The following is a 24151-nucleotide window of genomic DNA, read 5'->3' as shown; positions in this document are numbered from 1 at the left end:
TTCTTAACTTATAAAATAAATACGGACTATGAACGTTGTCATTCTCGCCGCCGGTATGGGGAAACGCATGCAGTCGGCACTGCCAAAAGTGTTGCACCCACTGGCTGGCAAGCCGCTGCTGTCGCATGTGATCGATACGGCGCGCACCTTGGCGCCGTCCAGATTATGCGTGATTTACGGACATGGGGGCGCAGCCGTGCTGAAACTGCTGGACCAGTACAAGTGCGGGCAGTCCGTGACCATCGACGCCGCCGAGCAGGCGCAGCAACTGGGCACCGGCCACGCCGTGCAGCAGGCGTTGCCTTTGCTGGACGATAATGTACCCACCCTGATCCTGTACGGCGACGTGCCGCTGACCGGCAGCGATTCCCTGCAGAAACTGGTGCAAGCGGCCGGCAACGGCCAGTTGGCGATCCTGACGGTGGTGCAGGACGATCCTTTTGGCCTGGGCCGCATCGTGCGCGAGAACGGCGCCATCGTGCGTATCGTCGAAGAAAAGGACGCCACGCTCGAGGAGCGTGCCATCACCGAGATTAACAGCGGCATCATGGTCGCGCCGACCGTGCAGCTGAAACGCTGGTTGTCGGCCCTGTCGAACAACAATGCCCAGGGTGAATACTATCTGACCGACATCGTCGCCCAGGCCGTCGCCGATGGCGTGCCCGTCACTTCTGCCCACCCTGGCGCCGTATGGGAAGTCGCTGGCGTGAACAGCAAGGTGCAACTGGCTCAGCTGGAACGCATTTACCAGAACAATCTCGCGCTGGCCCTGCTCGAGCGCGGCGTGACTCTGCTGGACCCGGCCCGCATCGACGTGCGTGGCGAGCTGATCTGCGGACGCGACGTCACCATCGACGTCGGCTGCGTGTTCGAGGGCCGCGTGGAACTGGGCGACGGCGTGCGCGTGGGCGCAAATAACGTGCTGATCAACGCCACCGTGGCGGCCGGCGCGTACATCAAGCCCTTCTGCCATATCGAAGAGGCGGTGGTCGGCGCCGGCTCGCTGATCGGGCCGTACGCGCGCCTGCGCCCCGGCACCGTGCTGGCCGAGGAAGTGCATATCGGTAACTTCGTCGAAGTCAAGAACAGCCAGGTGGCCGCCAACAGCAAGGCCAATCATCTGGCCTATATCGGCGACGCTACCATCGGTTCGCGCGTCAATATCGGCGCCGGCACCATTACCTGCAATTACGACGGCGTCAACAAATCGCGCACCGTGATCGAGGACGACGCCTTTATCGGCAGCGACAGCCATCTGATCGCGCCGGTGACCGTCGGCAAGGGCGCCACCCTGGGTGCCGGCACCACCTTGTCGAAAGATGCGCCGGCCGGCAAGCTGACCATCTCGCGCGCCAAGCAGATGACGGTCGAAGGCTGGCACCGTCCCGTCAAAGCACCGAAATAAGTTGTCGCTCCTTCATGATTGATGCCGCCAGCCTTCACGGGTTGGCGGCATTTTTTATGTGCGCGATTGCTGTGGACAAGCTTGTGGATAGTCAGTTGGCAAATGGGGGATAAATCTACCTGTGCTTGATATTGTCTATTTTACAGTGTGGATAAACCTGTGCACAAGCATGCTGACTATGCGGGGATAAGCCCGGTATAAGCCATGTAAAAGCGGTGGAAAATACGGGATAAGTTTTTTGCTTCAGCGATCCTGGCCTTGCCAGTGGCCGCGATATGACGAGATGTCTGTTTGGTATTTTCTTGCTGTGGATAAAGCTGTGCGAAAATACAGGATAAGTCGGAGTTAATTTTCAAGTCATTGAATTGAATGGATATTTAATCTTTTCGCCGGAAGGCTGCCTGTGGGTAAATCTGTGCACAAGCCTGTGTCCAAGGGGTGGGAAAGCAGCGGACAAGTCGGGATAACTTGTTTTTCATGGCAAGCGCCCACGCTGCTGCTGGCGCTCACTATGCCCGGCACGCCCAAGCTGCTTTTGGCAGTTGTGGATAACCATGTGCGCAAGTTGGATAACAAGTCGGGATAACTTGGCATTGATCCTGTTTCAGACGGCGATGCGTGTCTCGAACTTGCTGCGGAAGGTGGAAAAATAGCTTTTCACATTGCGCACATTGGCATGTGCCGCAAACAGACGGTGCGCCAGCGCATGGTAGGCGGGCATGTCGGCCACCTGCACGATCAGCACGAAGTCGGGGCCTGGCGAGACGCGGTAGCATTGCAGCACGGCCGCGTCGCCAGCCACCAGTTGTTCGAATTCGGCCATGCGTTCGGCCGCCTGCACATCGAGCGTGATCTCGACCACGGCCGTCAGACTGGGTCCTATCCGTTGCGGCGCGACTATGGCCACCTGCCGCTCGATGACGCCGCTGTCGGTCAGGTGCTTGACCCTGCGCAGGCAAGTGGGCGCCGAGACATGGACCAGTCGCGCCAACTCGCTGTTGGTTTGTGATGCATCAACTTGCAAGGCATTCAGGATGCGCCGATCAATGTCGTCAAGAAGGATAGTGATTTCGCTCATGATTTAATGAATTAGCAAAAAAATTTTAATTAAATGAAATAATATTTCATCACAGAATATACACGAAATATTGAATCAAAAATACATGAATTTAGAAAGCTTATTTCATCCACTCTGCATTAGCATGCTTGCATTAATTAATTTTCAATTCGAGGTTTCTCATGTGCGGCATTGTCGGCGCGGTAGCGCAACGTAATATCACCCCTATCCTGGTCGAAGGCCTGAAACGCCTGGAATACCGCGGCTACGATTCCTGCGGCATCGCGCTGCACACCGATGGCCGCTTGCAACGTTCGCGCTCGACCGCGCGCGTGGCCGAACTGGAAAAGCAGATCGCCGAAGAAGGCGTGAGCGGCTTTACGGGCATCGCTCACACGCGCTGGGCCACGCATGGCGCACCGGTATCCTTCAATGCCCACCCGCATTTTTCGCCCAACGAAGAAAATCCTCGCGTCGCGCTGGTGCATAACGGCATCATCGAAAACCACGACGAACTGCGCGCCGAACTGACGGCCCTCGGCTATGTGTTCCAGAGCCAGACCGACACCGAAGTCATCGCCCACCTGGTCGAGCACATGTATAACGGCGACCTGTTCGAGACGGTACAACAAGCCGTCAAGCGCCTCGACGGCGCCTATGCGATTGCCGTTTTCTGCCGCGACGAACCGCACCGCGTGGTCGCCGCGCGCCAGGGTTCGCCGCTGATCGTCGGCCTGGGCGAGGGTGAAAACTTTGTCGCCTCCGACGCCATGGCGCTGGCCGGCACCACCAACCAGATCATCTACCTGGAAGAAGGCGATGTGGTCGACCTGCAACTGTCGCGCGTCTGGATCGTCGATGTCGACGGCAAGCCGGTCGAGCGCGAAGTCAAGACCGTGCACGCCCACACCGGCGCGGCCGAACTGGGTCCTTACCGCCATTACATGCAGAAAGAAATCTTCGAGCAGCCGCGCGCCATCGGCGATACGCTCGAAGGCGTGACGGGCATCATGCCCGAGCTGTTCGGCGACGACGCCTATAAAATCTTCAAGCAGATCGACCGCGTGCTGATCCTGGCCTGCGGCACCAGCTCGTATGCCGGCATGACCGCCAAGTACTGGATCGAATCGATCGCCAAAGTGCCTGTCAGCGTGGAAGTGGCCAGCGAATACCGCTACCGTGACAGCGTGCCGCATCCGAACACCCTGATCGTCACCATTTCGCAAAGCGGCGAAACGGCCGATACCCTGGCCGCCCTGAAACATGCGCGCAGCCTGGGCATGCACCACACGCTGACGATCTGCAACGTGGCCACCAGCGCCATGGTGCGCGAATGCGCGCTGGCCTACATCACCCGCGCCGGCGTGGAAGTGGGCGTCGCCTCGACCAAGGCATTTACCACCCAGCTGGCCGGTCTGTTCCTGCTGACCCTGTGCCTGGCGCAAGTCAACGGTCACCTGACCGAAGAAGAAGAAGCGGCCCACCTGAAAGCCATGCGTCACCTGCCGGTGGCGATCGCCTCGGTGCTGGCGCTGGAGCCGCAGATCATCGCCTGGTCCGAAGAGTTCGCCCGCAAGGAAAACGCCCTCTTTTTAGGGCGCGGCATGCACTACCCGATCGCCCTGGAAGGCGCGCTGAAACTGAAAGAGATTTCCTATATCCACGCCGAGGCCTACCCGGCCGGTGAACTCAAGCACGGCCCGCTGGCCCTGGTGACCAACGAAATGCCGGTCGTCACCATCGCCCCGAACGACGCCCTGATCGAAAAACTCAAATCGAACATGCAGGAAGTACGCGCCCGCGGCGGCCAGCTGTACGTCTTCGCCGACGTCGATTCGCACATCAGCTCGGGCGAAGGCCTGCACGTGATCCGCCTGCCGGAACACTACGGCGTGCTGTCCCCGATCCTGCACGTGGTGGCGCTGCAATTGCTGGCCTACCACACGGCGCTGGCGCGTGGCACCGATGTGGACAAGCCGAGGAATCTGGCGAAGTCGGTGACGGTGGAGTAAGCGTTCAGCAGGTGGGAAGCGAGTTGTGTCGACAAACAATTAAGTTCGACACAAAACAATAAAGTCTGACACAAAACAATAAAGTTTGACACAAGTGGCCTTGGCTACTTGCCATTCGTTGAAGCCCATGTTTGCCTTGATCTGGTCACATGGGCTTTTTAATGCCGCGACGCTGTCGTTTCAAAGACTCCACTGTGAACGGAAATCAGGACTGACGCGATTGCTTTGGCTGTCCGCTCTTGGACGCGGACTGGGTCCGTGAGGATAAAAGTCCTGCCGCTGTGTGTCGTTTGTGTCGTTCATGCACATGCCTCTCTATAGCAAGCCGTATTCATAACCAGATTTTCGCTTAGCATTCCACGATCCTCACGTTGCTTGACGCTACAGTACGCTGCGCAGTCGCACCACCACCACACGGTTCTGCGCCGCGCGCTGGCCGAATTGCACAGTTGCCCCTTTGCCGACGGCACTGCGCACTGTAATGTTAGGCTGTTCAAGCAAAGCGTCCCTGACCAGCAGCGCACGCCGCTCACTGAGGATTAGATTGGCACGGCTGTTGCCTGAGGTATCGCTATAGCCCTCAACCTCTGCCACCAGCGCTTGCCCTGCAAACTGTTGCAGTAAGCCACGCAAAGCATCCAGGCCGCTGTACGTCGTCTCCGTATCAGCCACGCCAAAGTGGACGGTGACGTCGGGGAGGAGCACTTGTCCCTGGATCGGTGGCGTCAATCTTTCCTTTACATGGGCCTGCTGCTGCGCGACCCACGCTGCCAGCGTATTGAGGTTGGCTCGGTCTGCGGGCTCTAAGGTCGAAATTGGCTCCAAATGCGCGTGGTGCTCCTCCCCGCGCTTCAAGCGCTGCAGTTCCGACAGGATGGCTGCCGTATCGGATGCGCCGCCATTGCTTTCCCGCTCAGTTAAGCGGTCCCGTAACTCTTTCATTCGCGCCAAGGTGGCGCTATCGAGTGGCACTCCACTGGTGGACAAATTCGCAATCGCGTTTTGCAGCAGCAGGGATTGCGCACCAGTTTGCGCAGAAATGCGATCGATGCTGGTGAGCTTCTTGTCGATGGCTTCCCTGACGTCCGCATACTGACGTTCCAAGGTTTGACGCACGTCTTCTAGGCCTTGTTCCTGGAATCGGGCGCGCTCTTCCAAAATCTGCTCGACCCGCTTGGCCTGCACGCCGGGTTCAACTGCGCTATCCTCGGCGGTGCCCATGGCGATAACCTCACCAATGACTTTGCCGACTGCAGCCTTGTCTTCAACTCCGCTCAAGGCGATCGATGCTGCCAACCGGTGGTCTAGAAACTCGTTCCATTTTTCCGTACTCATTCCGCCCAGGGCCCAAGAGCGGCAAGCTTGGTTGGTCTGAACCAGAATCGTCGCTTGCAAATTTGATATCTGCGGCGACTGGCTCACATAGCTCATGCCGCCGGCGGCTATGGCGAAATTTCCGTTGATTCCTGCAGAGACATTTTTTCGTATCAGCGAATCAATATTGGTACATTTGGCAGCCACGATTTGGTTTTCGGGCAGCAGAGCCTGCAAGTGCGAGCACGCGCTAAGTGTGGCGACGGCCAAAAATAGGAAGAGTTGTCTCATGGGACCTCTGCAATCTCAATGATGAAATAAGCGCGCTTGCCGACGCGCTCCACATACCTACGCTTACACGGGATTGGGTGGCGCTGTCTGCGGTGCCGTGGCGGGCACCGTTGGTGCCGGAAAGGGTGGCACTGCTCCTGGCGTGTTCGGATCCAACTGCACTTCTGGAATCCCCACTGCGGTTGCCTTGACCTGTTTCACACCGGCTTCAACGGCGGAACAGTTCTTGAATATGGAGGCGTAATCTCTGACGGGAAGTGCTACTGGAGCGGCTTGCACTGCGTGCAAAAAAATATTTTGAAACGCCCAGCGTATGCCTTCTGCACTGCCATCGACCATGTAGCGGAAGTTGGCGCGGAAGTCGGCCAGTCCAATCTGAATCGGGCCGGTCGTCGATGCAATGACGTCGCGCAGGGCGCCGCCGCATGCCCCAATGTTCGCGACACCAGGCAGCTCGGCACTGGCATACAAACTCTTCATCTCGGATCGGATGAACATATCTTCTTTGATATCTGCGAGCGCCTTGTCAAAAATCTTGAGGTCGATGGTGGGATCTTCAGGACGGCGTGTGACATTTCTGAGTAGCTCGCGCTGCTTCTGCTTTTCGGACAATGAATTCAAGACATCGGGGTCAAGCATGTCAGACAGACGTTCGGTCATGACCATCTGGGCCGACTCTAGCTGCCGTAAAGCCGTCGTCTTTGCAGTTGGATCTTTCACGTCGATCTCGATTTGCTCGCGGATTCGACAGGCGTAGAAGCGCATTAACTGCTGCGTCGACTGCGCCATCGAACCTGAATAGGCCGTGCGTACCAGGGCGCCACCGGCCACTGCGGTAAGCCCGCCATCGGTCTTACGCTGAATATTCTTCAGCGCACCGTCCCAGAGATTGGCCCGGACCTCGCCGCCATAATCTTTCATCTCGACCGTGTACGGTGCCCGTCCGCAACTGGACGCCGCCAAGGCGTTCGACACACTAAGCAACGTCGCCACCGCTACACCACACTTGATATGGACTTTCATGATGTGCACCTTTGTTGTAGCTATCGGAAAGCCGTCACGCGGACAGCATCGCGCACGCTGTTAGCAGAGTAGCATTAAATTATTTTCTAATACTCAACAATTGTCACTACACATACATTTTGGAAATTTACCGTATCTATTCAAGTTCGCAATTGTGATTGATTTGCCGATTTGGATACTCTTCGCGAGCGGACTGTCACATGTTGTTGGCGCCGACGATTTTTTGACCCAAGCTGCCGATTTTTGGTAACCCACGTCCATAGCCAGCAAACCCGCGTGCAGCAACGGTTCCAGAGATTTTGAGTTGGGTCAGTTGGAATCGGCAGCCTGGATCAATTTGACGTCGGCGCCAACACCCATGAGCTACCCCGGCTTGCTCGCCGCAGCCACCCAATTCGGACGGCACATCATTGCGGTGGAAGCGGACCAGCACGGCATGGTGCCCGAGATGCTGGAGCAAGCGTGCCGCCAGCACAAGCCCGGGATGGTCTACCTCAACCCACCTTGCAGAACCCGACCGCCATCACCATGCCAGCGCGCCGGCGCCAGGAGCTCGCCAGCGTCGCGCAGCGCTGCCGTGTACGCATCGTCGAGGACGATCCCTATTGGCTGCTTGCCGATGCCCCGCCGCCGCCGATCGTCACGTTTGCGCCGCAACAGGTGTTTTACATCTCCACCCTGTCGAAATGCCTGACGCCCGGCTTGCGGCTTGCCTTCGTGCTGATACTCGAGCCGCACGAGCGCGAACGTTTCCTGGCCGCGCTCAGGTCATTTGCATTGATGGCCGCTCCCCTGGCGGCCGCCCTGGCCACGCAGTGGATATTCGACGGCTCGGCTGACCGCTTGATGGAAGGCGTACGCAAGGAGGCGCGCCTGCGCCACCGGATGGCGCGCGATATCCTGGCGGGGCGGTACAGCGGCTTTGGTGACGGCCTGCACGTATGGCTGGCGTTGCTGGCATACTGGCATTCCCCGCAGGTTGCGCGTGCGGCCGACAGCCACGGCATCGCGGTCACGCCGGCGCAAGCATTCGCCACGGGCAGCGTCTCGGTCAATGCAATCCGTATCTCGTTGGGCAGCATCAAGGACCGCGCACGCTTGCAGGCCGGTCTTCAACGACTGTCTGATCTGCTTGCGCGGCGGCCCGAGTCCTTGAGCTGTGCGGTAGTTTAGGTGCCACACCGGTGGTGGCATGCGGCCAACGCCGCGATGCCGTTCCCATGGCATCAACACGACGCACTCAAGCTCGCTGCGTGTGACGGTGACGAAGTCGGGAGCCGTGCTTTTTTACCATCAACAACATGATGAACCGGTTTGAAAAGGATAACAACGCAAGCCTCGTGGGGTAACCCTGAGCAGCGTATCGGCGACGCTCACCGTCGGTTGGCCCGCACCACGCGGGCATGCATCTGGTGGCCGACCGCGAAGCGCCGCAGCGTCAGGATGGCGATGGCGGAACCGAGCATCGGTACGCCAAACGCCAGCAGCTTCATGCCCTCAATCACGGATGCCGGCTGCCCCATGCCGGGCACGTAGCCCAGCGCTCCCAGGGTCCAGCCGATGGCGGCCAGGGACGCCGCGCCGCCGGCCTTGAGTATGACCAGGATGGTGGCAAAGGTGGCCGTTTCGCGGCGCTCGCGGTGGCGGAATTGGGCGAAATCGATAATGTCTGCCAGTATCCCCCAAGGCAGCATGAACACGCCGCTGAAGCCGATCCCGATCAGCGCCGCCGATGCCGTCAACAACCATGGCTGGTTTCCCGACAAGGAGAAAAGCAATATGCCGCAGGCGGCGACGGCGTGGCTGATGGCCAGCAAGGAGGTCTTGTCGCGGGATCGGACGAGGACGATCCACAGCACGGCACCGGCCAATTGTCCCAGGGTGATGGTCAGCAGTATCCGGCCCGCGAAACCGGGCTGGTTCAGCACATAGGTTGCGATGTAAAGAATCATCTTGGAGAACATCGGCGTCGCGAAGCCGGTGATGAACGCGATGACGGCGATGGCCCCGAACAGCCGGTCCAGCCTGGGCAGGAAGGCCACTTTGGCGACGGTGCGGAACCGGCGTTCGCCGCCGCCCTCCTCCTCCTCCTCCTGCGACGACCAGGCGGCAACGAACATCGCGGCGCAAAACGCCAGTGCGCTGGCGACGCCGAGCCAGGACAGCTGGCCTGCGGTGGCGCGGTGGCCGGCGCTGCCCATGAAAGGCAGCAGCACGGTGGCGATGACCACGCTGGCGCCTGAACTGAACAGGGTGCGATACCCGGACGCGCGGCCTCGCGCGTGGCTGTCGGTCGCGACGCGAACCAGCAGGCTGTTGTGCGGCACGTCGATGATGGCGTAGGCCGCGCGGAAAAATATAATTACCAGGGCAATCCCGCCGATGCTTCCCGGTCGCAACAGCGGCAGGCTGTAAATGAGCGCGAACGCGATGGCGCAGGGCGGCGCGCCCAGCACGATCAGCCGCCGGTAGCCGGTGCCGCGGTTGTGGGCCCAGGCCGCCAGCAGTCCGGCGCCCAGGTCCAGCACCAGGTCGGCGCAGAACACCATCAGCATCAGCCAGCTGACGCTGTGCGGCGCGATGCCCAGCACGTCCGTCAGCAGGAACAGCAGCGTCACGTCCACGCTGCCCAGCAGCAGGTTCTTGCCGAAATTGCCGCTGGAATAGCCGATCAAATGCCGGTCCGTCTTCATCTTGTCGAGATAACGGCCCATGCCCACCTGTCCCCTACCAGAACGAGACCGTGGTCGCCGCGTGGATCGGCAACAGCGCGGCGCCCAGCGCGATCGAGCTGCCGCCCAGGCGCGACACGCGGATCTCGGCGGGCTGCCGGTGCTCGGGCCAGCGCAGCTGTCCCCGGTTCAGCCTGGCGGCCAGGCGGGTCATGATCGATTCCGGCAGCGGGCTGGAAAACACGATCTCGCCCGGATCGAACCACGAGATCGCGCTGTTGACTACCGATTCCAGCTGCCCCGCCGCCCGGTCCAGCCACTGTTCGATCAGCGCCTCGTGGCCGACGGTGTCTTCGTCGAAATGCGCGACCGACTGTATCGCGCATCCCGCCTCGCGCAGCACCGACAGCAGGTCCATCGTGGTGGGCCTCGGCAGCGCCATCGGATACAGGCCGCCGATGTCGCCGGCGCCGCCGAACTCGCCCTTGAGCAGGCGGCCGTCCTCGATGACGCCGGCACCGATGCCATAGCCGAGCAGGAATACCACCACCGTCGACGACTTGCGTATCGTATCGTTCAGGTAGTACTCGGCCAGCGCCGACACATTGGCGTCGTTTTCCAGCATGGTCGGCAGGCCGAGGGCGTCATCGAGGATCTGGCGCAGCGGGACGTGGCGCCATCCGGGCAGGTCGTTGACGATGTTCCATTGGTCACCGTCGCGGCCCCGGGGCGGCCCGGGCAGGCCGACACCGACGCCCAGGAAGCGCCTGCCCAGCAGCCGGTGCCTGACCGACAGCTCGGTGATGCGTTGCTCCAGCAGCTGGGCGAACGCCAGCGGGCCGGGCGCGCCGACCTCCTCGCTGGTCAGCGAGATGATGCCGCCCGCGTAGTCGACCAGGGCGATTTCCAGCACGCCCTTGTGCACCGTCGCGCCGACCGCGAAGCCGCCGGCGGCCGAGATCGTCAACGGCACGGTCGGTCGGCCGCGGCCATTGCTATCGGACGAGGCCTGCTCTTCGACCAGGCCCATGCTGATCAGATTGCGCGACAGCTTGGTCAGCGCTGAGTTGCTCACCTGCAGCGCCATCGCCAGGTCGCTGCGCGGCAGCGGCCCCCTGGTCCGTAACTGCCATAACAAACGCTTTTCTTCCGACGACAGTTTTAGCCGCGCAATTTTCATGATGTGATGTATAGAAAGACAATTCCTGTAACACGCCTGTCATATTCTATTTATTTTACAAGTAATAAATAATTATACCAAAATACCGTGTCTATACTCCGGCTCAACACCCGCCAACCACGACCATACCGGAGAAATCTATGATGAAAAGAAAGAATACCCTTGCCCACAGTTGGGTGATCGGCGCCCTGTACGCCATGGCCTGCCCGGCGTTCGCCCAGACGGTGGCGGCCGAACCGCCCGCCGTGCCGGCAGCGCAAGCGGGCGAGGAAGCCGGCGTCGCCACCGTGGTCGTGACGGGCTCGGCGCGCCCTCAGCGCCGTTTCGACGTATCCTACGCAGTGAACTCGCTGTCGCAGAGCGAGGTGCAAAAACTGGCGCCGCAAAACATGGCCGACCTGCTGGGCAAGCTGCCCGGCATCCAGGTCGAGGCGACCGGTGGCGAGGTGCAGAACATCACCCGCGTGCGCGGCATTCCGACCGATGACGGCCTGGCGCTGTTCCAGCAGGACGGCCTGCCGCTGTTCACGGAAATCAACGGCTTCTTCTTTCGCGGCGACAGCCTGAACCGCTACGACCTGATGACCAAGAACCTGGAGGTGGTGCGCGGCGGCCCGGCGTCGATCTACGCCAGCCAGGCGGCGGCCATCGTCAACAGCAGCACCGTCACCGGCACCGGTACCACCAAGGGCAAGGCGCAGGTGACGCTGGGCACCACCGGCCTGGCCCGCGCCGACCTCTACCAGGCCGGCAAGATCGACGACAAGACCTTCTATGCGGTCGGCGGCTTCGTGCGCCAGGACGACGGCCACCGCGACAACGGCTTCCCGAACGACCGGGGGGGCCAGATCCGCGGCAACATCAAGCGCGTGCTCGAGTCGGGCACGCTGACGGTCAGCGCCAACTACCTGAACGACCACAACGCCTTCTATCTGCCGATCCCGATCGCCGACCCGCGCAATCCGGCGGTCTCGCTCGACAAGTACATCGATTATTTCGACGGCACGATGAATTCGCCGTCGCTGCGCGCCGTGCCGCAGAAATACCTGGACGGCGCGGGCAAGCTGCAGACCGACACGCGTGACCTGGCCAGCGGCCGCCACCTCGAATACGGCAACATCGGCGTGCGCTATGAGGGCGACCTCGGCAAGTGGCAGCTGTCGGCCAAGGGCGGCATGACCAAGGGCACGCTGGACTTCGACGCGTTCTACTCGACCTCGAACCCGGCCGACGCCACCGCGTTTGCCAACGGCTTCCTGGGTGCGGCGAAAACCGCGTTTGGCGCCGTCGACCATCTGGGCTACGCGATCGCCGGCAGCAACGGTGCCCAAGTCTACAATCCGGCAGCCGCCTCCGGCCTGGTGATGCAGGGGCAATACCGCGCCGCCAGCTCGGACTTCTATTCGAACCAGGCCGATATCAATATCACGCGCAACTTCGAGACCGGCTTCGGCAACCACGACTTCAAACTCGGCCTCTACGGCAGCGGCTACGGCCAGACCAGCAAGTCGGTCTACAACGACATGCTGATCGAGGTGCAGGGCCGGCCGCGCACGCTCGACCTGGTCGCCTACTCCGCCGCCGGCTCGGCGCTCGGCTACGTGACCGACAAGGGCGTGTTGCACTACACCAGCACATTGAACCAGGGCGACGTCGACGCCAGAATGGGCGCGCTGTACATGAACGACACCTGGGAGGTCATGCAAGGGCTGCGCCTGGACGGCGGCGTGCGCAAGGAACGCTATCACTATGACGGCTACGCGCTGCTGACCACCCAGGCGAACCTGGGCGATCCGACCACGCTGGCCGATGACACCACGCGCGCCTTCACGGGCGCCCGGCAGGAACACAAGTACAACACCAATACGGTCAATTGGACGCTCGGCGCCAACTACGACTTCTCTCAGCGCTTCGGCGGCTATGCGCGCATGTCGCACCTGGAAGTGCCGCCGTCGATGCAGGTGGCCGCCACGGTCGATCCGCTGGTGCTGACCACCAAGGCGGATCAGTATGAAGTCGGCGTCAAGATGAACGCCGGCCGCTCCTACCTGTACGTGACCGGCTTCTACACGCAGTTCAATCCGCTCAACGCCTCGTTCACCGCCTTCAATCCGGTCACCGGACGCAACGACCAGACCGTGCCATTCTTCGGCAAGGCGATCGTGCGCGGCGCCGAGTTTGACGGCGCCTGGTATTTGTCGGAGCGCTTCAATATCAACGGCTCGCTGACGGTGCAGGATCCGCAATACAAGGACTTCGTCAGCGCGACTGGCGCCGATCCGTCGAAGGTGGTCGGCAACCAGATCATCCGCGAGCCCAAGGTGTTCGGCAACATCCGCCCCAGCTATCATTTCAATACCGGCGACTATCTGGTCGAGATGTACGGCAGCTACGCTTACACGGGCAAGCGTTACGTCGACTTCTTCCAGGCCACTGAACTGCCGGCCTATCATTCGTTCGGCGCCGGCGTGTCGCTCAGCCGCGGCGACTGGAAACTGCAGATCGTCGGCGACAACCTGAGCAACGCGCAGGGTTTGACCGAAGGAAACACCCGCACCGATACGCTGTCCGGCCAGGGCAGCAAGGAAGCGATTTACGGACGTCCGGTCTTTGGCCGCAGCGTGCGCATGGTGCTGAGCAAGGCATGGTGAGCCCGATGATCAGAAAAAGCCTGCTCGCCCTCTCGCTGCTGCTGGCGCAGCAGGCCCATGCTGCCCCTGTGCGCGACCAGCACTGGGCGCTGCTGGCCAAGCAGCTGTTTCCCGCGCTGGTGGACATGGGCGCCGCGCGTCCTGCTCTCGCCACCGCCGTGGTGAGCGCACGTCTGCGCCGCATCGACGCCTGCAGGCAGGCGCCGGCTTGCGTGCTGAACGCCAGCACGTGGACCGATGCGGAAATCGCCAGCCTCGCGGCTGCGGCCGCCAAGGCGCCGGCGTCGACGTGGCGCACATCGACACTGGCCGACGACGGCGCGCCGGCCCAGGTCGAGCGCGAACTGCGCGGGTTGAACTGTATCATCGAGGTGTACGGCCTGGGTGCGTCGCCGCGCTATCCGTTGATCGATGGTCCCGTCGATCCGGTCGGGAGCGTGCATTTCAAGGCGGCGTCCGAGGACGCAGCTTGGCTGGCCAAGGCCGGCGAGGACGATCCGGCTTTGGTGCTCGATCCCAGCCTCAGGCTGGCGATTGCCCTGCTGGACGTCAATGACGGCAATGACGCCATCGCCTTCGAGCCGCTGGACATGGGCCACAACGCCGCCGCGCTGGGCCGCGCGCGCCTCATCGACTGGACGCGGTATCGCTACACGGCGATCATTGTTCCGGGCGTGGGCCCGGAAAACCAGGGGATGCCGTTGAGTGCGCGCGGCAAACTGAATGTGCGGATGGCCGCTCAACGCTATGCCGACGGCGCAGCGCCGTTCGTCATCCTGAGCGGTGCCTCCGTGCATCCGAGAGGGACGCTGTTCGTCGAGGCGGTCGAAATGCGCCGGGCCCTGATCGGGCGCTTCGGCGTGCCGGCCGAGTCCATCATCATCGAGCCCTATGCCCGCCACACGACGACGAACTTGCGCAATGTGACGCGGCGGCTGGCCGCGATGGGAGCGCCGCTGGACAAGGACGGCCTGATCATCACCAACGTCGAGCAAAGCCGTTACATCGAAAGTTCGGAGTTCACCGTCCGCAACCTGAAGGAGCTGGGCTACGCGCCCGGCGCCATCGGCGCGCGGCTGTCACCCACCGAGCTCACGTTCCGGCCGTCGCTCAAGTCGCTGCGCATCGATCCCGCCGATCCCCTGGACCCCTGATACCCTCCTGCACGCCGGGCTGCTGCCTCCGGCGTGCGCAATTTATAGTTATATCGGTATCATTTTCACCTTTTTTGCGTACACGAAAGCCATGGCCCTGGCCTGAAAGCCTATGGCGATGCTCGTTCCCTGTCTTGCAGTTCCAGCTCCCACGTCTCATCCACCATCTCCCTGCCAAACGCCAACACCGGCTCTTGCGCCACCAGCACATAGCCCTTGCCCTGGTAAATCCGGCGCGCATTTTTCTGCTGGTCGGTGGTCCACAGGCGCATCTGGCTGTAGGCGCCGATCACGCCGCGCGCAGCGCCCGCGGCTTGCCGCGCGCCGCCATGCGCGGCGGCGCGCCAGCCAGGCTCTGCGCTTCGCCGGCGTCGAGCTGGAAGCGCTGCACCAGTTGCGCCAGCATCGCCGCCTGATCCTGCATGCTGGCGGCGGCCGCCGCCGCTTGCTCCACCAGGGCCGCATTTTGCTGGGTGACGGCGTCCATTTCATTGATCGCCTGGTTGACGTGGCCGATGCCGGTGCTTTGTTCCTGCGAGGCGGCGCTGATGGCGGCCATGATCTCGGTCACGCGCGACACGCTGGAGACGACCTGGTCCATCGTCACGCCCGCCTCCGCTACCAGCGTGCTGCCGACCTTGATGCTGTCGACGGAGTTGCCGATCAGTACTTTGATTTCCTTGGCGGCTTCGGCGCTGCGATGGGCCAGGCTGCGCACCTCCGACGCCACCACCGCAAAGCCGCGGCCCTGTTCGCCGGCGCGCGCCGCTTCCACCGCCGCGTTCAAGGCCAGGATATTGGTCTGGAAGGCGATGCCGTCAATCACGCCGATAATGTCGACGATGCGCGTGGCCGAGGCATTGATGGTGTCCATCGTCTGTATCACGCGCGAGACCACTTGCCCGCCCTTCTCCGCCACGTCGGCGGCCGACAGCACCAGGGTGTTGGCCTGCTGCGCGTTGACGGCGTTCTGGTTGACGGTGGAGGTCAGTTCTTCCATCGAGGCGGCCGTCTCTTCGAGCGAGCTGGCCTGGCTTTCCGTGCGCGCCGACAGGTCGCTATTGCCGGTGGCAATTTCAGCCGAGGCCAGGGCGATGGTGTTGGCGCTGCGGCGGATCTCGCCGATGGTGTCGGCCAGCTGGTTCTGCATGGTCTGCATGCCGAACAGGATGCTGCTGTCATCGCCCTTGACGGTGTCGAGTGGACCGCTCAAGTTGCCGCTGGCAATGCGCGAGGCGGCCTGCCGCACGGCGCCCGGGTCGCCGCCGATGGTGGCGCGCAAGCTGCGGTTGACCAGGGTCACCAGCAGCGACAGCAGCGTCGACACCACCGCCAGCACGACGGCCGCTTCGACCAGTTCCTTCTTGAAGGCGTCGTTGATATCGTCCATGTAGACGCCGGTGATCAGATCCCATTCCCATGGTGCGAAGCGCATCACGTGCGACACCTTGGGCAGGACCTTGGTGCCGCCCGGGCGCGCCCACACGTAATAGACATAGCCGGTGCCGCTGGGGCTGGCGCCCGCTTCGGCGATATGGCGGTACAGATAGTAGCCGTTGGCATCCTTGAAGCTGCTCATGTCCTTGCCATTGTTTTGCGGCGCGAACGGATTCATCAGGGAAATCATGTGCTTGTCGGTGATCGCGGTGTAGCCGCCGCCGCTGAAGCGCAGCGACTTGATCGCGGCCGTCGCCTGTTTCTGCGCCGCTTCCTTGTTCAGGGTGCCGTTTTTGGTCAGTTCGTCAAAGTGCTTGAGGATGCTGTGTGCCACTTCGTTCACATTGCTCAAATCCTTGCGCCGCTCATCGAGGCGCAGGTTGCGGGTTTCCAATGCGTTATAAATAAAAATGATCACGATACACAGCAAACAGGCCACCAGCGGTAGCCAGAGTTTTTGTTGAAACGAAAGCTTATTCATTAAGGCTTCTTAAGGGCAATTAAAATTGTTGCCTAGTATAGTTGCTTTCTATTAATCAAAAAAGACTATAAAGTAGCATGGTTTGTTGCCAAATACGGTCGAATCGATGGACAAGCTGGTTGCCATGCAGGTGTTTATTACCACGGTGGACTGCGGCAGCCAGTCGGCTGCGGCAGAAAAACTGGGCTTGTCACGGCCGGTCGTGTCGCGCTACCTGGGCGAGCTGGAGGACTGGGCCGGCGCGCGCCTGCTGCACCGGACCACACGCAGGCTGAGCCTGACGGATGCCGGCACGGAAGCGCTGTCGCGTTGCCGCCAGTTGCTGGAGATGGCCAAAGGCATCCAGCTGTCGGTGGGCGAACCGAGTGGCGTGCCGCGCGGCAGGCTGCGCATCACCGCCAGCACCACCCTGGGGCGCTCGCTGCTGACCAGCATGATCGCGCAATTTGTCGACCTGTACCCCGGTGTCGGCGTCGACATGCTGCTGTCGGACCAGAGCGTCAGCCTGGTCGACGAGCGCATCGACCTTGCCATCCGGATCACCAATACGCTGGGCTCGAATGTGGTGGCCAGAAAGCTGGCGCAATGCCGGGTCATGCTGTGCGCCGCGCCTGCCTATCTGCGCCGCCACCCTGCTGTGCGCCATGTCGACGAGCTCAGCATTCACAATTGCCTGCTGCATTCTTTCTATGGCAAAGGCACGTGGACCTTTCGCTGTGACGGCGAGGAGCTGGCGGTGCCCGTCACGGGCAACTTCAGCGCCAACGATGCGGCGGCCATCGAACAGGCAGTGCTGTGCGGCGCCGGCCTGGCCATGTTGCCGGCTTATCTGGCCCTGCCGCTGATCGACAAGGGCGAGCTGGTGGCCCTGCTGCCGGAATGCGAAGCGATGCCAATGGACATCTACGCCATCTACGCCACCCGCAGGAACATGCCGGTGGCGCTCAGCAAGCTGATCGAGTTTCTTGAACGCAGTTTCAAGGACGCGCGGCTGGGATAAAATCAATAAAGCTGGCCGCGCATCGCCGTGTCATAGCCTTCGTCTATGGCCTTGGCGGTGCCGCTGTCGGCGCCGGTGATGGCGGCGACCATATCGCCCGGGGACGGCAGGGTTTTGCGATCCAGTTTCGCATCGGGATGCCACAGTTTCGCGCGCTTGATGGCTTTGCCGCAGTGGAACAGTACCTCATCGATTTTCACTACCACGGCGGTCTTTGGCAGGCGTTCGCCTTCGGCCAGCGATTGCAGCAATGGCGCATTGGTGGAAATGACGGCGTGGCCATTGATGCGCATGAAGATGTCCAGGCCGGGGAACAGGAACAGCATGCCGATGCGGTCATCCTGCTGCAGATTGCTCAGCGACGCGATGCGGTTGTTGCCGGGCCAGTCGGCAAAGGCGACCGTCTTGTGGTCCAGCGCGTGCACAAAACCCGCTGCGCCGCCGCGCGGCGAGGCGTCCAGGCCCTCGGCGCTGCCGCTGGCCAGACAAAAGAACGTCGCCGCTTTCAAATAGCTCAGATGAAACGGCAGCAGATGGTCGAGCACGGCTTTCACGATCATCTCGTTCGGCGGAGCGTACAGTTCTGCGAGGTTGACGGTGGTCATGCGGTTCTCCTGGTAGCGGTCATGTTCGCCACGATAGCGCTGAAACCGTGGCGCTGCTAAGCTAGCAAAGCCAATCAATAGTCCGATCACGCCATGCCGCCTGCCGACCCGCTGGAAACCAAGTTACGCCACGCCATCACGATGGTCGATGGCGAGCCGCCCTTGATCGCCGTCACGGGCAAGGAAAGCGTGCCGCGCGAGTCGGTACCGCACAGCCATTTGCCGGGCCAGCTGCTGGGTCTGTTTTCTGGCCTGTTGACGGTGCGCACCGGCACCGGCAACTGGACCATTCCCACCACGCATGCCGTGTGGATACCGTCGTCCGTCACGCATGCGGCCAGGTCGCATGGCCCGTTCGCGGGCTGGGCCGTATATGTGGCGCCGCAGTCTTGCGTGAACTTGCCGCCGGCGCCGTGCGCGATCCGTGTTTCGGGCCTGCTACGCGAAACGGTGCTGCGCGCGGCGCAGTGGCAGGTGGCGCCCTTGAGCCCTGCCCGGGCGCGGGTGGTGCAGGTGCTGCTCGATGAAGTTGCCGCCGCGCCGCTCGATTCCTTGGGCCTGGTCCTGCCGCGCGAGCCGCGCCTGCTGCGCATCGCCAGCGCCCTGATCGCCGAGCCGGCCGATGCGCGCACCCTCGATGCCTGGGCAAGCTGGGCCAACCTGGCGCCGCGCACCCTGAGTCGCCGCTTTGCCGTCGAAACCGGCATGAGCCTGACGGCCTGGCGCCAGCGCGTGCGCCTGCTGCGCGCGCTGGAACTGCTGGCAGGCGGCTTGCCCGTGACGACCGTGGCGTTTGATTTGGGCTACGACAATGTGAGCGCCTTTATCGCGCTGTTCCGGCGTACCTTCGGGACCACGCCGGGGCGGTATTTTGCGCCTGGACCGGCTGCTATCTGACACCAGCGCATCAAGGCGATGCAGCCGGGGACTGGCCAGCTGCGCGACATGCGGTTTGCGGGATGCTCCGACCGCCAGCGCACCCCAGCGCTCGCCATTGCCGGCCAGGCGCAGGAAGTCGAGCGCGGTGGCATGTGCACGATCAATCGCCATTGTCGGGACGTTGCAGATAAACGAACAGCGCATGCTCAGAAGTAGTCATCATCGCTCTTCCTCAAGCCTGGCCGGCTGCGTATTGCCGGGCTGTCCATCTGCCATAGCGCCACCTCGAGTTCCGGCGCGGCCATGCCGAGCATGCCGAGCACATGGAAGGCGGCCAGGAACAGGCCTACGTTGACGGAGGCTGCGCCGCGCTCCATGCGCTGCAGGGTCGGACGTGAAATGTCGAGACGGGCGCACAGATCGCGCGCCGTGATGTTCTGTTGTACCCGCTGCTTGCGCACGCATTGGCCCCAGATGCGCAGCCGCTCATTGACGAGGGTCGGCATGGTATTGGCTGGGCGGGTACGTTTGGTCATGGCCAGGAAGTGAATATTTTTGCAGCCCGCAAGTGCAAGGATATGCCGGGTTTGTTTATCTTGAGTTCGTCATGCTCAGAACTCTTCCCACTCCGACAGCGCCGCTTCGGCCGGTTGTTCCTGCTTCACAGGCGCCGGTGCACGGGCCGGCGGTGATGCCGGCGTTGGCCTGCTCGCCGCCACAGTCACGGCCGGCTTGACAGTCGCCGCCTGGTCGCCCAGCCTGAACACGCTGACCACCTGCGCCAGGGTCGCCGCCTGTTCGCGCAGGGCGGCGGCGGCGGCGGCCGATTCTTCCACCAGAGCGGCGTTTTCCTGGGTATCGATGTCCATCGCGCTGATGGCGCGGTTGATCTGTTCGATGCCGGCCGTCTGTTCGGCGCTGGCCAGGGTGATTTCGCCCATGATGTCGGTCACGCGGCGCACGCTGTCGACCAGGCCACTCATGCTGGCGCCGGCCTGGTGCACCAGCGCGCTGCCGCTGGCCACCGAGGCGGTCGAGTCATCGATCAGGTGCTTGATTTCCCTGGCAGCGGCGGCCGAGCGCTGCGCCAGGTTGCGCACTTCGGTGGCCACCACGGCAAAGCCGCGTCCCTGCTCGCCGGCGCGCGCCGCTTCGACGGCGGCGTTCAGGGCCAGGATATTGGTTTGAAACGCGATGCCGTCGATGACGCCGATAATGTCGGTGATCTTGCTCGACGACGCACTGATCTGGTCCATCGTGGCGACCACCTGCGCGATCACGGCGCCGCCGTGCTGGGCCGCCTGCGAGGCAGTATCGGCCAGCCCATGGGCCTGGCGCGCGTTGTCGGCGTTCTGCCTGACGGTCGAGGTCAGCTCTTCCATCGACGAGGCCGTTTCTTCGAGCGAACTGGCTTCGTGCTCGGTGCGCGAGGACAGTTCCTGGCTGCCTGCCGCCACCTGGGCCGAGGCGGCGGCGATGGTGTCGGTGCCGGCGCGCACCGTGCCCACCGTGCGCGCCAGGCTGTCGTTCATGCTCTTGAGCGCCTGCAGCAACTGGCCCAGCTCATCGCGCGATTCGATGATGATGGTGCTGCTGAGGTCGCCGGCGGCCACCGTATGGGCCACCTTCAAGGCCTGCGCCACCGGCCGGGTGACGGAACGGGTGATGATGTATGACAACAGTGCGGCGGACAGCAAGGCCAGCAACGACAGCGCGACGAGCAGCGTGCGCGTGGTGACATAGGTGTCGTGCGCGCTGGCGGCGTTGATTGTGGCCACCTTGCTTTGCAAGGCGATCTCTTGCGCGATCAGGCGCTTGTAGTCGTCGAGCATGGCGCGCACGTGGTCGTACATATAAGTGCGTGCTGCTTCCAGGGTGCTGGTACTGACCAGTTCAAGCAGCCTGTCCTGGCCTTCGGCATAGCGCACATGGGCCGCGTGCAGCTGCGTCACCAGTTCGCGTTCGCGCGGCAGCTGCGCCATGCGTTCCAGCCTGGCCATGTCGGCCACGGCCGCTTGGCGCGCGGCCAGCACCGCGCCCGCCTGTCGTTGCCGGTCGGCCGGATCGGTGGTCAGCATGGTGTTGCGCAGGCCGATGGCGATATCGTTGACGTGGTCGACCAGCGCATTGGCAATCGCGATCTTGGGCATGCTGTCTGTGACGATATGGTCGGTGCCCTGGTTGATTTTGCCCAGCATGGCCAGGCCCAGGCAGGAGATGACGATCAGCATGGCGCTGACGGCGCCAAAGCCCAGCGCCAGGCGTTTGCCGATAGGGATGTTGGAGAGGAACTTCATGATGGGCTCGATAGGAAGTGGGAGGATCGGCCGTGCCTGCGCAGCACCTGATCCTGGGCACATGATGCTAGTCTTTTTTATATTACATATCTATAGTGCAATAGGCGTAGACCATAGGCGGCAAGCGCCGTCAAAACGCCGGTCCAGGCCACAATTGCGCGTTTTACGGCGGCATTTTCGGCTATATTGTGCCGCTAACACTCTTCTCTTCCGTCCATAGGCCCGCATGATTTCTCGTCGACCATTCCGCTTGCTGTTTCCCTTCCTGCTGGCGCTGCTGCTGGCCCTGTCATTCGGCGCCAGTCCCGCCCGGGCCCAGGCCGACGACGACGCCGCCACCGTCGACCAGCACCTCGACAACCTGCGCAAACAGATCACGACGATCCAGAAAACCCTGGACGGCGAGGCCGACGTGCCGGACGCCACCTTGTCGCAGATGAAAGCCGATGCGCTGGCCGCCAGCGCCGAGGCCGACAAAGTGGCGGCCGATATCGCACCGCAGCTGGCCAGCGTGCAGGCGCGCCTGGCCGAGCTGGGCAAACCGGCGGCCGGCATCAAGGACGCGCCCGACGTGGCCGCTCAGCGCAGCCAGCTCGACCGCAACAGCAGCGCGCTCGATTCACAGGTCAAGCTGGCGCGGCTGTTGTCGGTGGAAGCGGCGCAAGCGTCCGAGCAGGTCACCACGGTGCGCCGCGCGCAGTTGCAGGCGCGCCTGGGCGAGCGCACCTCGTCGATCCTGGCTGGCGGCTTCTGGCAGCAGCTGTATGCCGAATGGCCGCAGACACGCCTGCGCTTGCAGAACCTGGGCCAGGAGCTGGTTGACGCCGCGCGCTCCACGCCGCTGTCCGTCTGGGCCGGCATGTTTGCCGCCATCGTGCTGCTGCTGCTGGCCAGCGTGTGGATTTCGCGCCGCCTGTTGATGCTCACCTCCACCCGCGTGCCGCACGGCCGCTTGCGCCGCTCGCTGCATGCGCTGGCCGTGCTGGTGCTGGCGCTGGCCACGCCGGGCCTGGTGGCCGAGCTGCTGGTGCTGGGCCTGCGCTGGAATAACGGCGTGTCCGACAAGACCGATGTCTTCCTGGGCAGCCTGGTCGGCGTGATCTGCTTTGCCGGCTTCACGGCCGGCCTCGGCCACGCGCTGCTGTCGCCAAACCGCGCCTCGTGGCGCTTGCTGCCACTGTCCGATGCGCTCGCCTCGCGCATGGCGCGCTACCCGACCGTGTTCGCCTTCGTGATGGTGCTGGTATGGGCCGCCGAGCGCGTGTCCATCGTCATCAATACGGGCTTGTCGACGGCGGTGGCGGTCAACTGCATCGTCGCGCTGGTGCTGAGCGTCACGGTGGCCTACGGCCTGCTGCGCGCCGAGCGCTGCTGGCGCCAGGTGCGCGCGGCCGAGCCCGATTCGCCCGTCACGCCGCTGTGGTTGCGCTGCGTGGTGCTGCTGCTGTGGCTGGCGCTGGCCGTCAGCCTGATCAGCCTGCTGGTGGGCTATGTGGCCTTCGGCAGCTTTGTCACCAAGCAGATCACCTGGATCATGGTGGTGGTGTGCAGCACCTATCTGCTGACGGTGCTGGTCGATGACGTGTGCATGCTGCTGGCCTCGACGCCGCCGCCTGATTCAAGCAATCCGGTGCTGGCCACGCCGAAAGCGCGCGACCAGGCGGCCGTGCTGCTGTCGGGCCTGGGCCGCGCGCTGGTCGTGCTGCTGATGCTGATGCTGTTGCTGGCGCCCTTTGGCGAAGGCCCGGCCGAACTGTTCCAGCGCCTGAGCACGCTGCAAGATGGCCTGGCCATCGGCGAAGTGGCGATACGCCCGGGCTCCGTGATCCAGGCGCTGCTGGTGCTGCTGGTCGGTTATATCGGCGTCGGTTTTTTCAAGCGCTGGCTGCAAAACAGCTATCTGCCGACCACCAACCTCGATTCGGGCATGCAGACCTCGTTCCTGACCCTGTTCGGCTATGTCGGCGCGATCACCGCAGTGGCGCTGGCGCTGTCGTCGGCCGGCATCGGCCTCGAACGCATCGCATGGGTGGCCTCGGCCTTGTCGGTCGGTATCGGTTTCGGCTTGCAGGCGGTGGTGCAGAACTTTGTCTCGGGCTTGATCCTGCTGGCCGAGCGTCCCGTGAAAGTGGGTGACTGGGTCTCGCTGGGGGGGGTGGAAGGCGATATTCGCCGCATCAATGTGCGCGCCACCGAAATCCAGATGGGCGACCGTTCCACGGTGATCGTGCCGAACTCGGAATTCATTACCAAGACGGTGCGCAACGTCACCCACGCCAGCCCCCTGGGCCTGGTGCAGGTCAAGCTGCCGCTGCCGCTGGGCACGGATGCGGAAGCGGCGCGCGCGCTGATCCTCGGCGTGTTTGTCGACAACCACGACGTGCTCGACACACCGGCGCCCAACGTGCAGCTCGACGGCATCGACAATGGCAATCTGCTGTTCAACGCCACCGGCTTTGCCTCCTCGCCGCGGCTGACGTCGGGCATCCGCAGCGCCCTGCTGTTCGAACTGCTCAAGCGTCTCGATGCCGCCGGGATCTCGATCGCCAAGCCCAACACCATGATCCTGAGCAGCTTGCCGGCGCAATTCGAGGTGCCGGCCATATCGGCTGCCACACCGGCGCCGGGGGTATCGCCGCCAACGCCGCCGGCACCCATGCCGCCACTGACGAGCTAATACCTGCATGGAGACG

General features: G+C 62.7%; 18 protein-coding genes and 1 pseudogene. 8 read left to right on the top strand and 11 right to left on the bottom strand.

All coding sequences use genetic code 11. The features are described from left to right. Positions 1-28 precede the first annotated feature (28 nt). A complete protein-coding gene (gene glmU / locus CD932_RS10870) occupies positions 29-1405 on the top strand; it encodes a bifunctional UDP-N-acetylglucosamine diphosphorylase/glucosamine-1-phosphate N-acetyltransferase GlmU (RefSeq protein WP_094442653.1) in 1377 nt (458 codons plus the stop codon). 604 nt (positions 1406-2009) lie between these two features. Here the strand turns inward: glmU and CD932_RS10865 are convergent. Then, positions 2010-2483, bottom strand: coding sequence for an Lrp/AsnC family transcriptional regulator (locus CD932_RS10865; protein WP_094442652.1), 474 nt, complete (start codon positions 2481-2483; stop codon positions 2010-2012). Between the two features lie 161 nt (positions 2484-2644). On the opposite strand from CD932_RS10865, the gene glmS reads away from it, so the two are divergent. After that, entirely contained in the window at positions 2645-4474 is a 1830-nt protein-coding gene (gene glmS / locus CD932_RS10860) for a glutamine--fructose-6-phosphate transaminase (isomerizing) (RefSeq protein ID WP_094442651.1), read from the top strand. 381 nt (positions 4475-4855) lie between these two features. Here the strand turns inward: glmS and CD932_RS10855 are convergent, their stop codons facing one another. The 3 genes from CD932_RS10855 to CD932_RS28785 all read right to left on the bottom strand — a co-directional run bounded on the left by CD932_RS10855 (position 4856) and on the right by CD932_RS28785 (position 7562). Beyond that, positions 4856-6079: an OmpA family protein gene (locus CD932_RS10855; protein ID WP_094442650.1), complete on the bottom strand. Its 1224-nt coding sequence runs from the start codon at positions 6077-6079 to the stop codon at positions 4856-4858. A gap of 63 nt (positions 6080-6142) precedes the next feature. Beyond that, positions 6143-7102 (bottom strand): hypothetical protein, encoded by a 960-nt coding sequence (locus CD932_RS10850; protein ID WP_141213226.1) that lies wholly within the window; start codon positions 7100-7102, stop codon positions 6143-6145. A 196-nt stretch (positions 7103-7298) separates the two neighbouring features. Next, complete coding sequence (locus CD932_RS28785; RefSeq protein ID WP_176460817.1) at positions 7299-7562, bottom strand: hypothetical protein; 264 nt, start codon at positions 7560-7562, stop codon at positions 7299-7301. Between CD932_RS28785 and CD932_RS10845 the strand changes: the two are divergent. Then, positions 7458-8275, top strand: a pseudogene (locus CD932_RS10845) (PLP-dependent aminotransferase family protein); the annotation flags it as partial. The gene CD932_RS28785 and the pseudogene CD932_RS10845 overlap by 105 nt on opposite strands. Before the next feature lie 200 nt (positions 8276-8475). Here CD932_RS10845 and CD932_RS10840 read toward each other — a convergent pair. Beyond that, a complete protein-coding gene (locus CD932_RS10840) occupies positions 8476-9816 on the bottom strand; it encodes an MFS transporter (RefSeq protein ID WP_094442648.1) in 1341 nt (446 codons plus the stop codon). 13 nt (positions 9817-9829) lie between these two features. Next, complete coding sequence (locus tag CD932_RS10835) at positions 9830-10954, bottom strand: ROK family transcriptional regulator (RefSeq protein ID WP_094442647.1); 1125 nt, start codon at positions 10952-10954, stop codon at positions 9830-9832. A gap of 140 nt (positions 10955-11094) precedes the next feature. On the opposite strand from CD932_RS10835, the gene CD932_RS10830 reads away from it, so the two are divergent. Together CD932_RS10830 and CD932_RS10825 are read left to right on the top strand one after the other, a co-directional pair. Further along, the gene (locus CD932_RS10830) at positions 11095-13605 is read left to right on the top strand and encodes a TonB-dependent receptor (RefSeq protein ID WP_217907252.1); all 2511 of its coding nucleotides are present in this window, start codon (positions 11095-11097) and stop codon (positions 13603-13605) included. Further along, a complete protein-coding gene (locus CD932_RS10825) occupies positions 13599-14759 on the top strand; it encodes a YdcF family protein (protein WP_217907251.1) in 1161 nt (386 codons plus the stop codon). The genes CD932_RS10830 and CD932_RS10825 overlap by 7 nt, the downstream gene beginning before the upstream one ends. Positions 14760-14869: 110 nt before the next feature. Here CD932_RS10825 and CD932_RS10820 read toward each other — a convergent pair whose 3' ends face one another. Both CD932_RS10820 and CD932_RS10815 read right to left on the bottom strand, forming a co-directional pair. After that, positions 14870-15052: a hypothetical protein gene (locus CD932_RS10820; RefSeq protein ID WP_094442646.1), complete on the bottom strand. Its 183-nt coding sequence runs from the start codon at positions 15050-15052 to the stop codon at positions 14870-14872. After that, complete coding sequence (locus CD932_RS10815) at positions 15049-16677, bottom strand: methyl-accepting chemotaxis protein (RefSeq protein ID WP_094442645.1); 1629 nt, start codon at positions 16675-16677, stop codon at positions 15049-15051. Before CD932_RS10815 ends, CD932_RS10820 begins: the two co-directional genes overlap by 4 nt. An 82-nt stretch (positions 16678-16759) precedes the next feature. Between CD932_RS10815 and CD932_RS10810 the strand changes: the two genes are divergently transcribed. After that, positions 16760-17677, top strand: coding sequence for a LysR family transcriptional regulator (locus CD932_RS10810; protein WP_369679826.1), 918 nt, complete (start codon positions 16760-16762; stop codon positions 17675-17677). A 2-nt stretch (positions 17678-17679) separates the two neighbouring features. Here the strand turns inward: CD932_RS10810 and CD932_RS10805 are convergent, their stop codons facing one another. Continuing rightward, positions 17680-18282, bottom strand: a complete 603-nt coding sequence (locus CD932_RS10805) for an MSMEG_1061 family FMN-dependent PPOX-type flavoprotein (RefSeq protein WP_094442644.1) — start codon at positions 18280-18282, stop codon at positions 17680-17682. A gap of 141 nt (positions 18283-18423) precedes the next feature. Between CD932_RS10805 and CD932_RS10800 the strand changes: the two genes are divergently transcribed. Continuing rightward, a complete protein-coding gene (locus CD932_RS10800; RefSeq protein WP_217907284.1) occupies positions 18424-19179 on the top strand; it encodes a helix-turn-helix domain-containing protein in 756 nt (251 codons plus the stop codon). A 188-nt stretch (positions 19180-19367) separates the two neighbouring features. Here CD932_RS10800 and CD932_RS10795 read toward each other — a convergent pair whose 3' ends face one another. After that, positions 19368-19697, bottom strand: coding sequence for a helix-turn-helix transcriptional regulator (locus CD932_RS10795; protein ID WP_094442642.1), 330 nt, complete (start codon positions 19695-19697; stop codon positions 19368-19370). A 75-nt stretch (positions 19698-19772) separates the two neighbouring features. Then, positions 19773-21458 carry a methyl-accepting chemotaxis protein gene (locus CD932_RS29645; RefSeq protein ID WP_094442641.1) on the bottom strand — a complete coding sequence of 562 codons (1686 nt, stop codon included), beginning with the start codon at positions 21456-21458 and terminating at the stop codon, positions 19773-19775. Between the two features lie 226 nt (positions 21459-21684). Between CD932_RS29645 and CD932_RS10785 the strand changes: the two genes are divergently transcribed. Then, positions 21685-24135 carry a DUF3772 domain-containing protein gene (locus CD932_RS10785; RefSeq protein WP_094442640.1) on the top strand — a complete coding sequence of 817 codons (2451 nt, stop codon included), beginning with the start codon at positions 21685-21687 and terminating at the stop codon, positions 24133-24135. Positions 24136-24151 lie beyond the last annotated feature (16 nt).

It is taken from the genome of Janthinobacterium sp. PC23-8 (assembly GCF_002250505.1).
Classification (GTDB): Bacteria; Pseudomonadota; Gammaproteobacteria; order Burkholderiales; family Burkholderiaceae_D; genus Janthinobacterium.
Note: the sequence above shows the minus strand (reverse complement) of the source record. Positions and strands in the feature narration are given on the sequence as shown.

Bases quoted from the DNA above. Each gene is read 5' to 3' on its own strand.
- CD932_RS10800 (WP_217907284.1), top strand. From the start codon at position 18,424: ATGGTCGATGGCGAGCCGCCCTTGATCGCCGTCACGGGCAAGGAAAGC.
- CD932_RS10795 (WP_094442642.1), bottom strand. From the start codon at position 19,697: ATGACCAAACGTACCCGCCCAGCCAATACCATGCCGACCCTCGTCAAT.
- CD932_RS10840 (WP_094442648.1), bottom strand. From the start codon at position 9,816: ATGGGCCGTTATCTCGACAAGATGAAGACGGACCGGCATTTGATCGGC.
- CD932_RS10785 (WP_094442640.1), top strand. From the start codon at position 21,685: ATGATTTCTCGTCGACCATTCCGCTTGCTGTTTCCCTTCCTGCTGGCG.
- CD932_RS10815 (WP_094442645.1), bottom strand. From the start codon at position 16,677: ATGAATAAGCTTTCGTTTCAACAAAAACTCTGGCTACCGCTGGTGGCC.
- CD932_RS29645 (WP_094442641.1), bottom strand. From the start codon at position 21,458: ATGAAGTTCCTCTCCAACATCCCTATCGGCAAACGCCTGGCGCTGGGC.
- CD932_RS10805 (WP_094442644.1), bottom strand. From the start codon at position 18,282: ATGACCACCGTCAACCTCGCAGAACTGTACGCTCCGCCGAACGAGATG.
- CD932_RS10835 (WP_094442647.1), bottom strand. From the start codon at position 10,954: ATGAAAATTGCGCGGCTAAAACTGTCGTCGGAAGAAAAGCGTTTGTTA.
- glmS (WP_094442651.1), top strand. From the start codon at position 2,645: ATGTGCGGCATTGTCGGCGCGGTAGCGCAACGTAATATCACCCCTATC.
- CD932_RS10850 (WP_141213226.1), bottom strand. From the start codon at position 7,102: ATGAAAGTCCATATCAAGTGTGGTGTAGCGGTGGCGACGTTGCTTAGT.
- CD932_RS10825 (WP_217907251.1), top strand. From the start codon at position 13,599: ATGGTGAGCCCGATGATCAGAAAAAGCCTGCTCGCCCTCTCGCTGCTG.
- CD932_RS10855 (WP_094442650.1), bottom strand. From the start codon at position 6,079: ATGAGACAACTCTTCCTATTTTTGGCCGTCGCCACACTTAGCGCGTGC.
- CD932_RS10830 (WP_217907252.1), top strand. From the start codon at position 11,095: ATGATGAAAAGAAAGAATACCCTTGCCCACAGTTGGGTGATCGGCGCC.
- glmU (WP_094442653.1), top strand. From the start codon at position 29: ATGAACGTTGTCATTCTCGCCGCCGGTATGGGGAAACGCATGCAGTCG.
- CD932_RS10865 (WP_094442652.1), bottom strand. From the start codon at position 2,483: ATGAGCGAAATCACTATCCTTCTTGACGACATTGATCGGCGCATCCTG.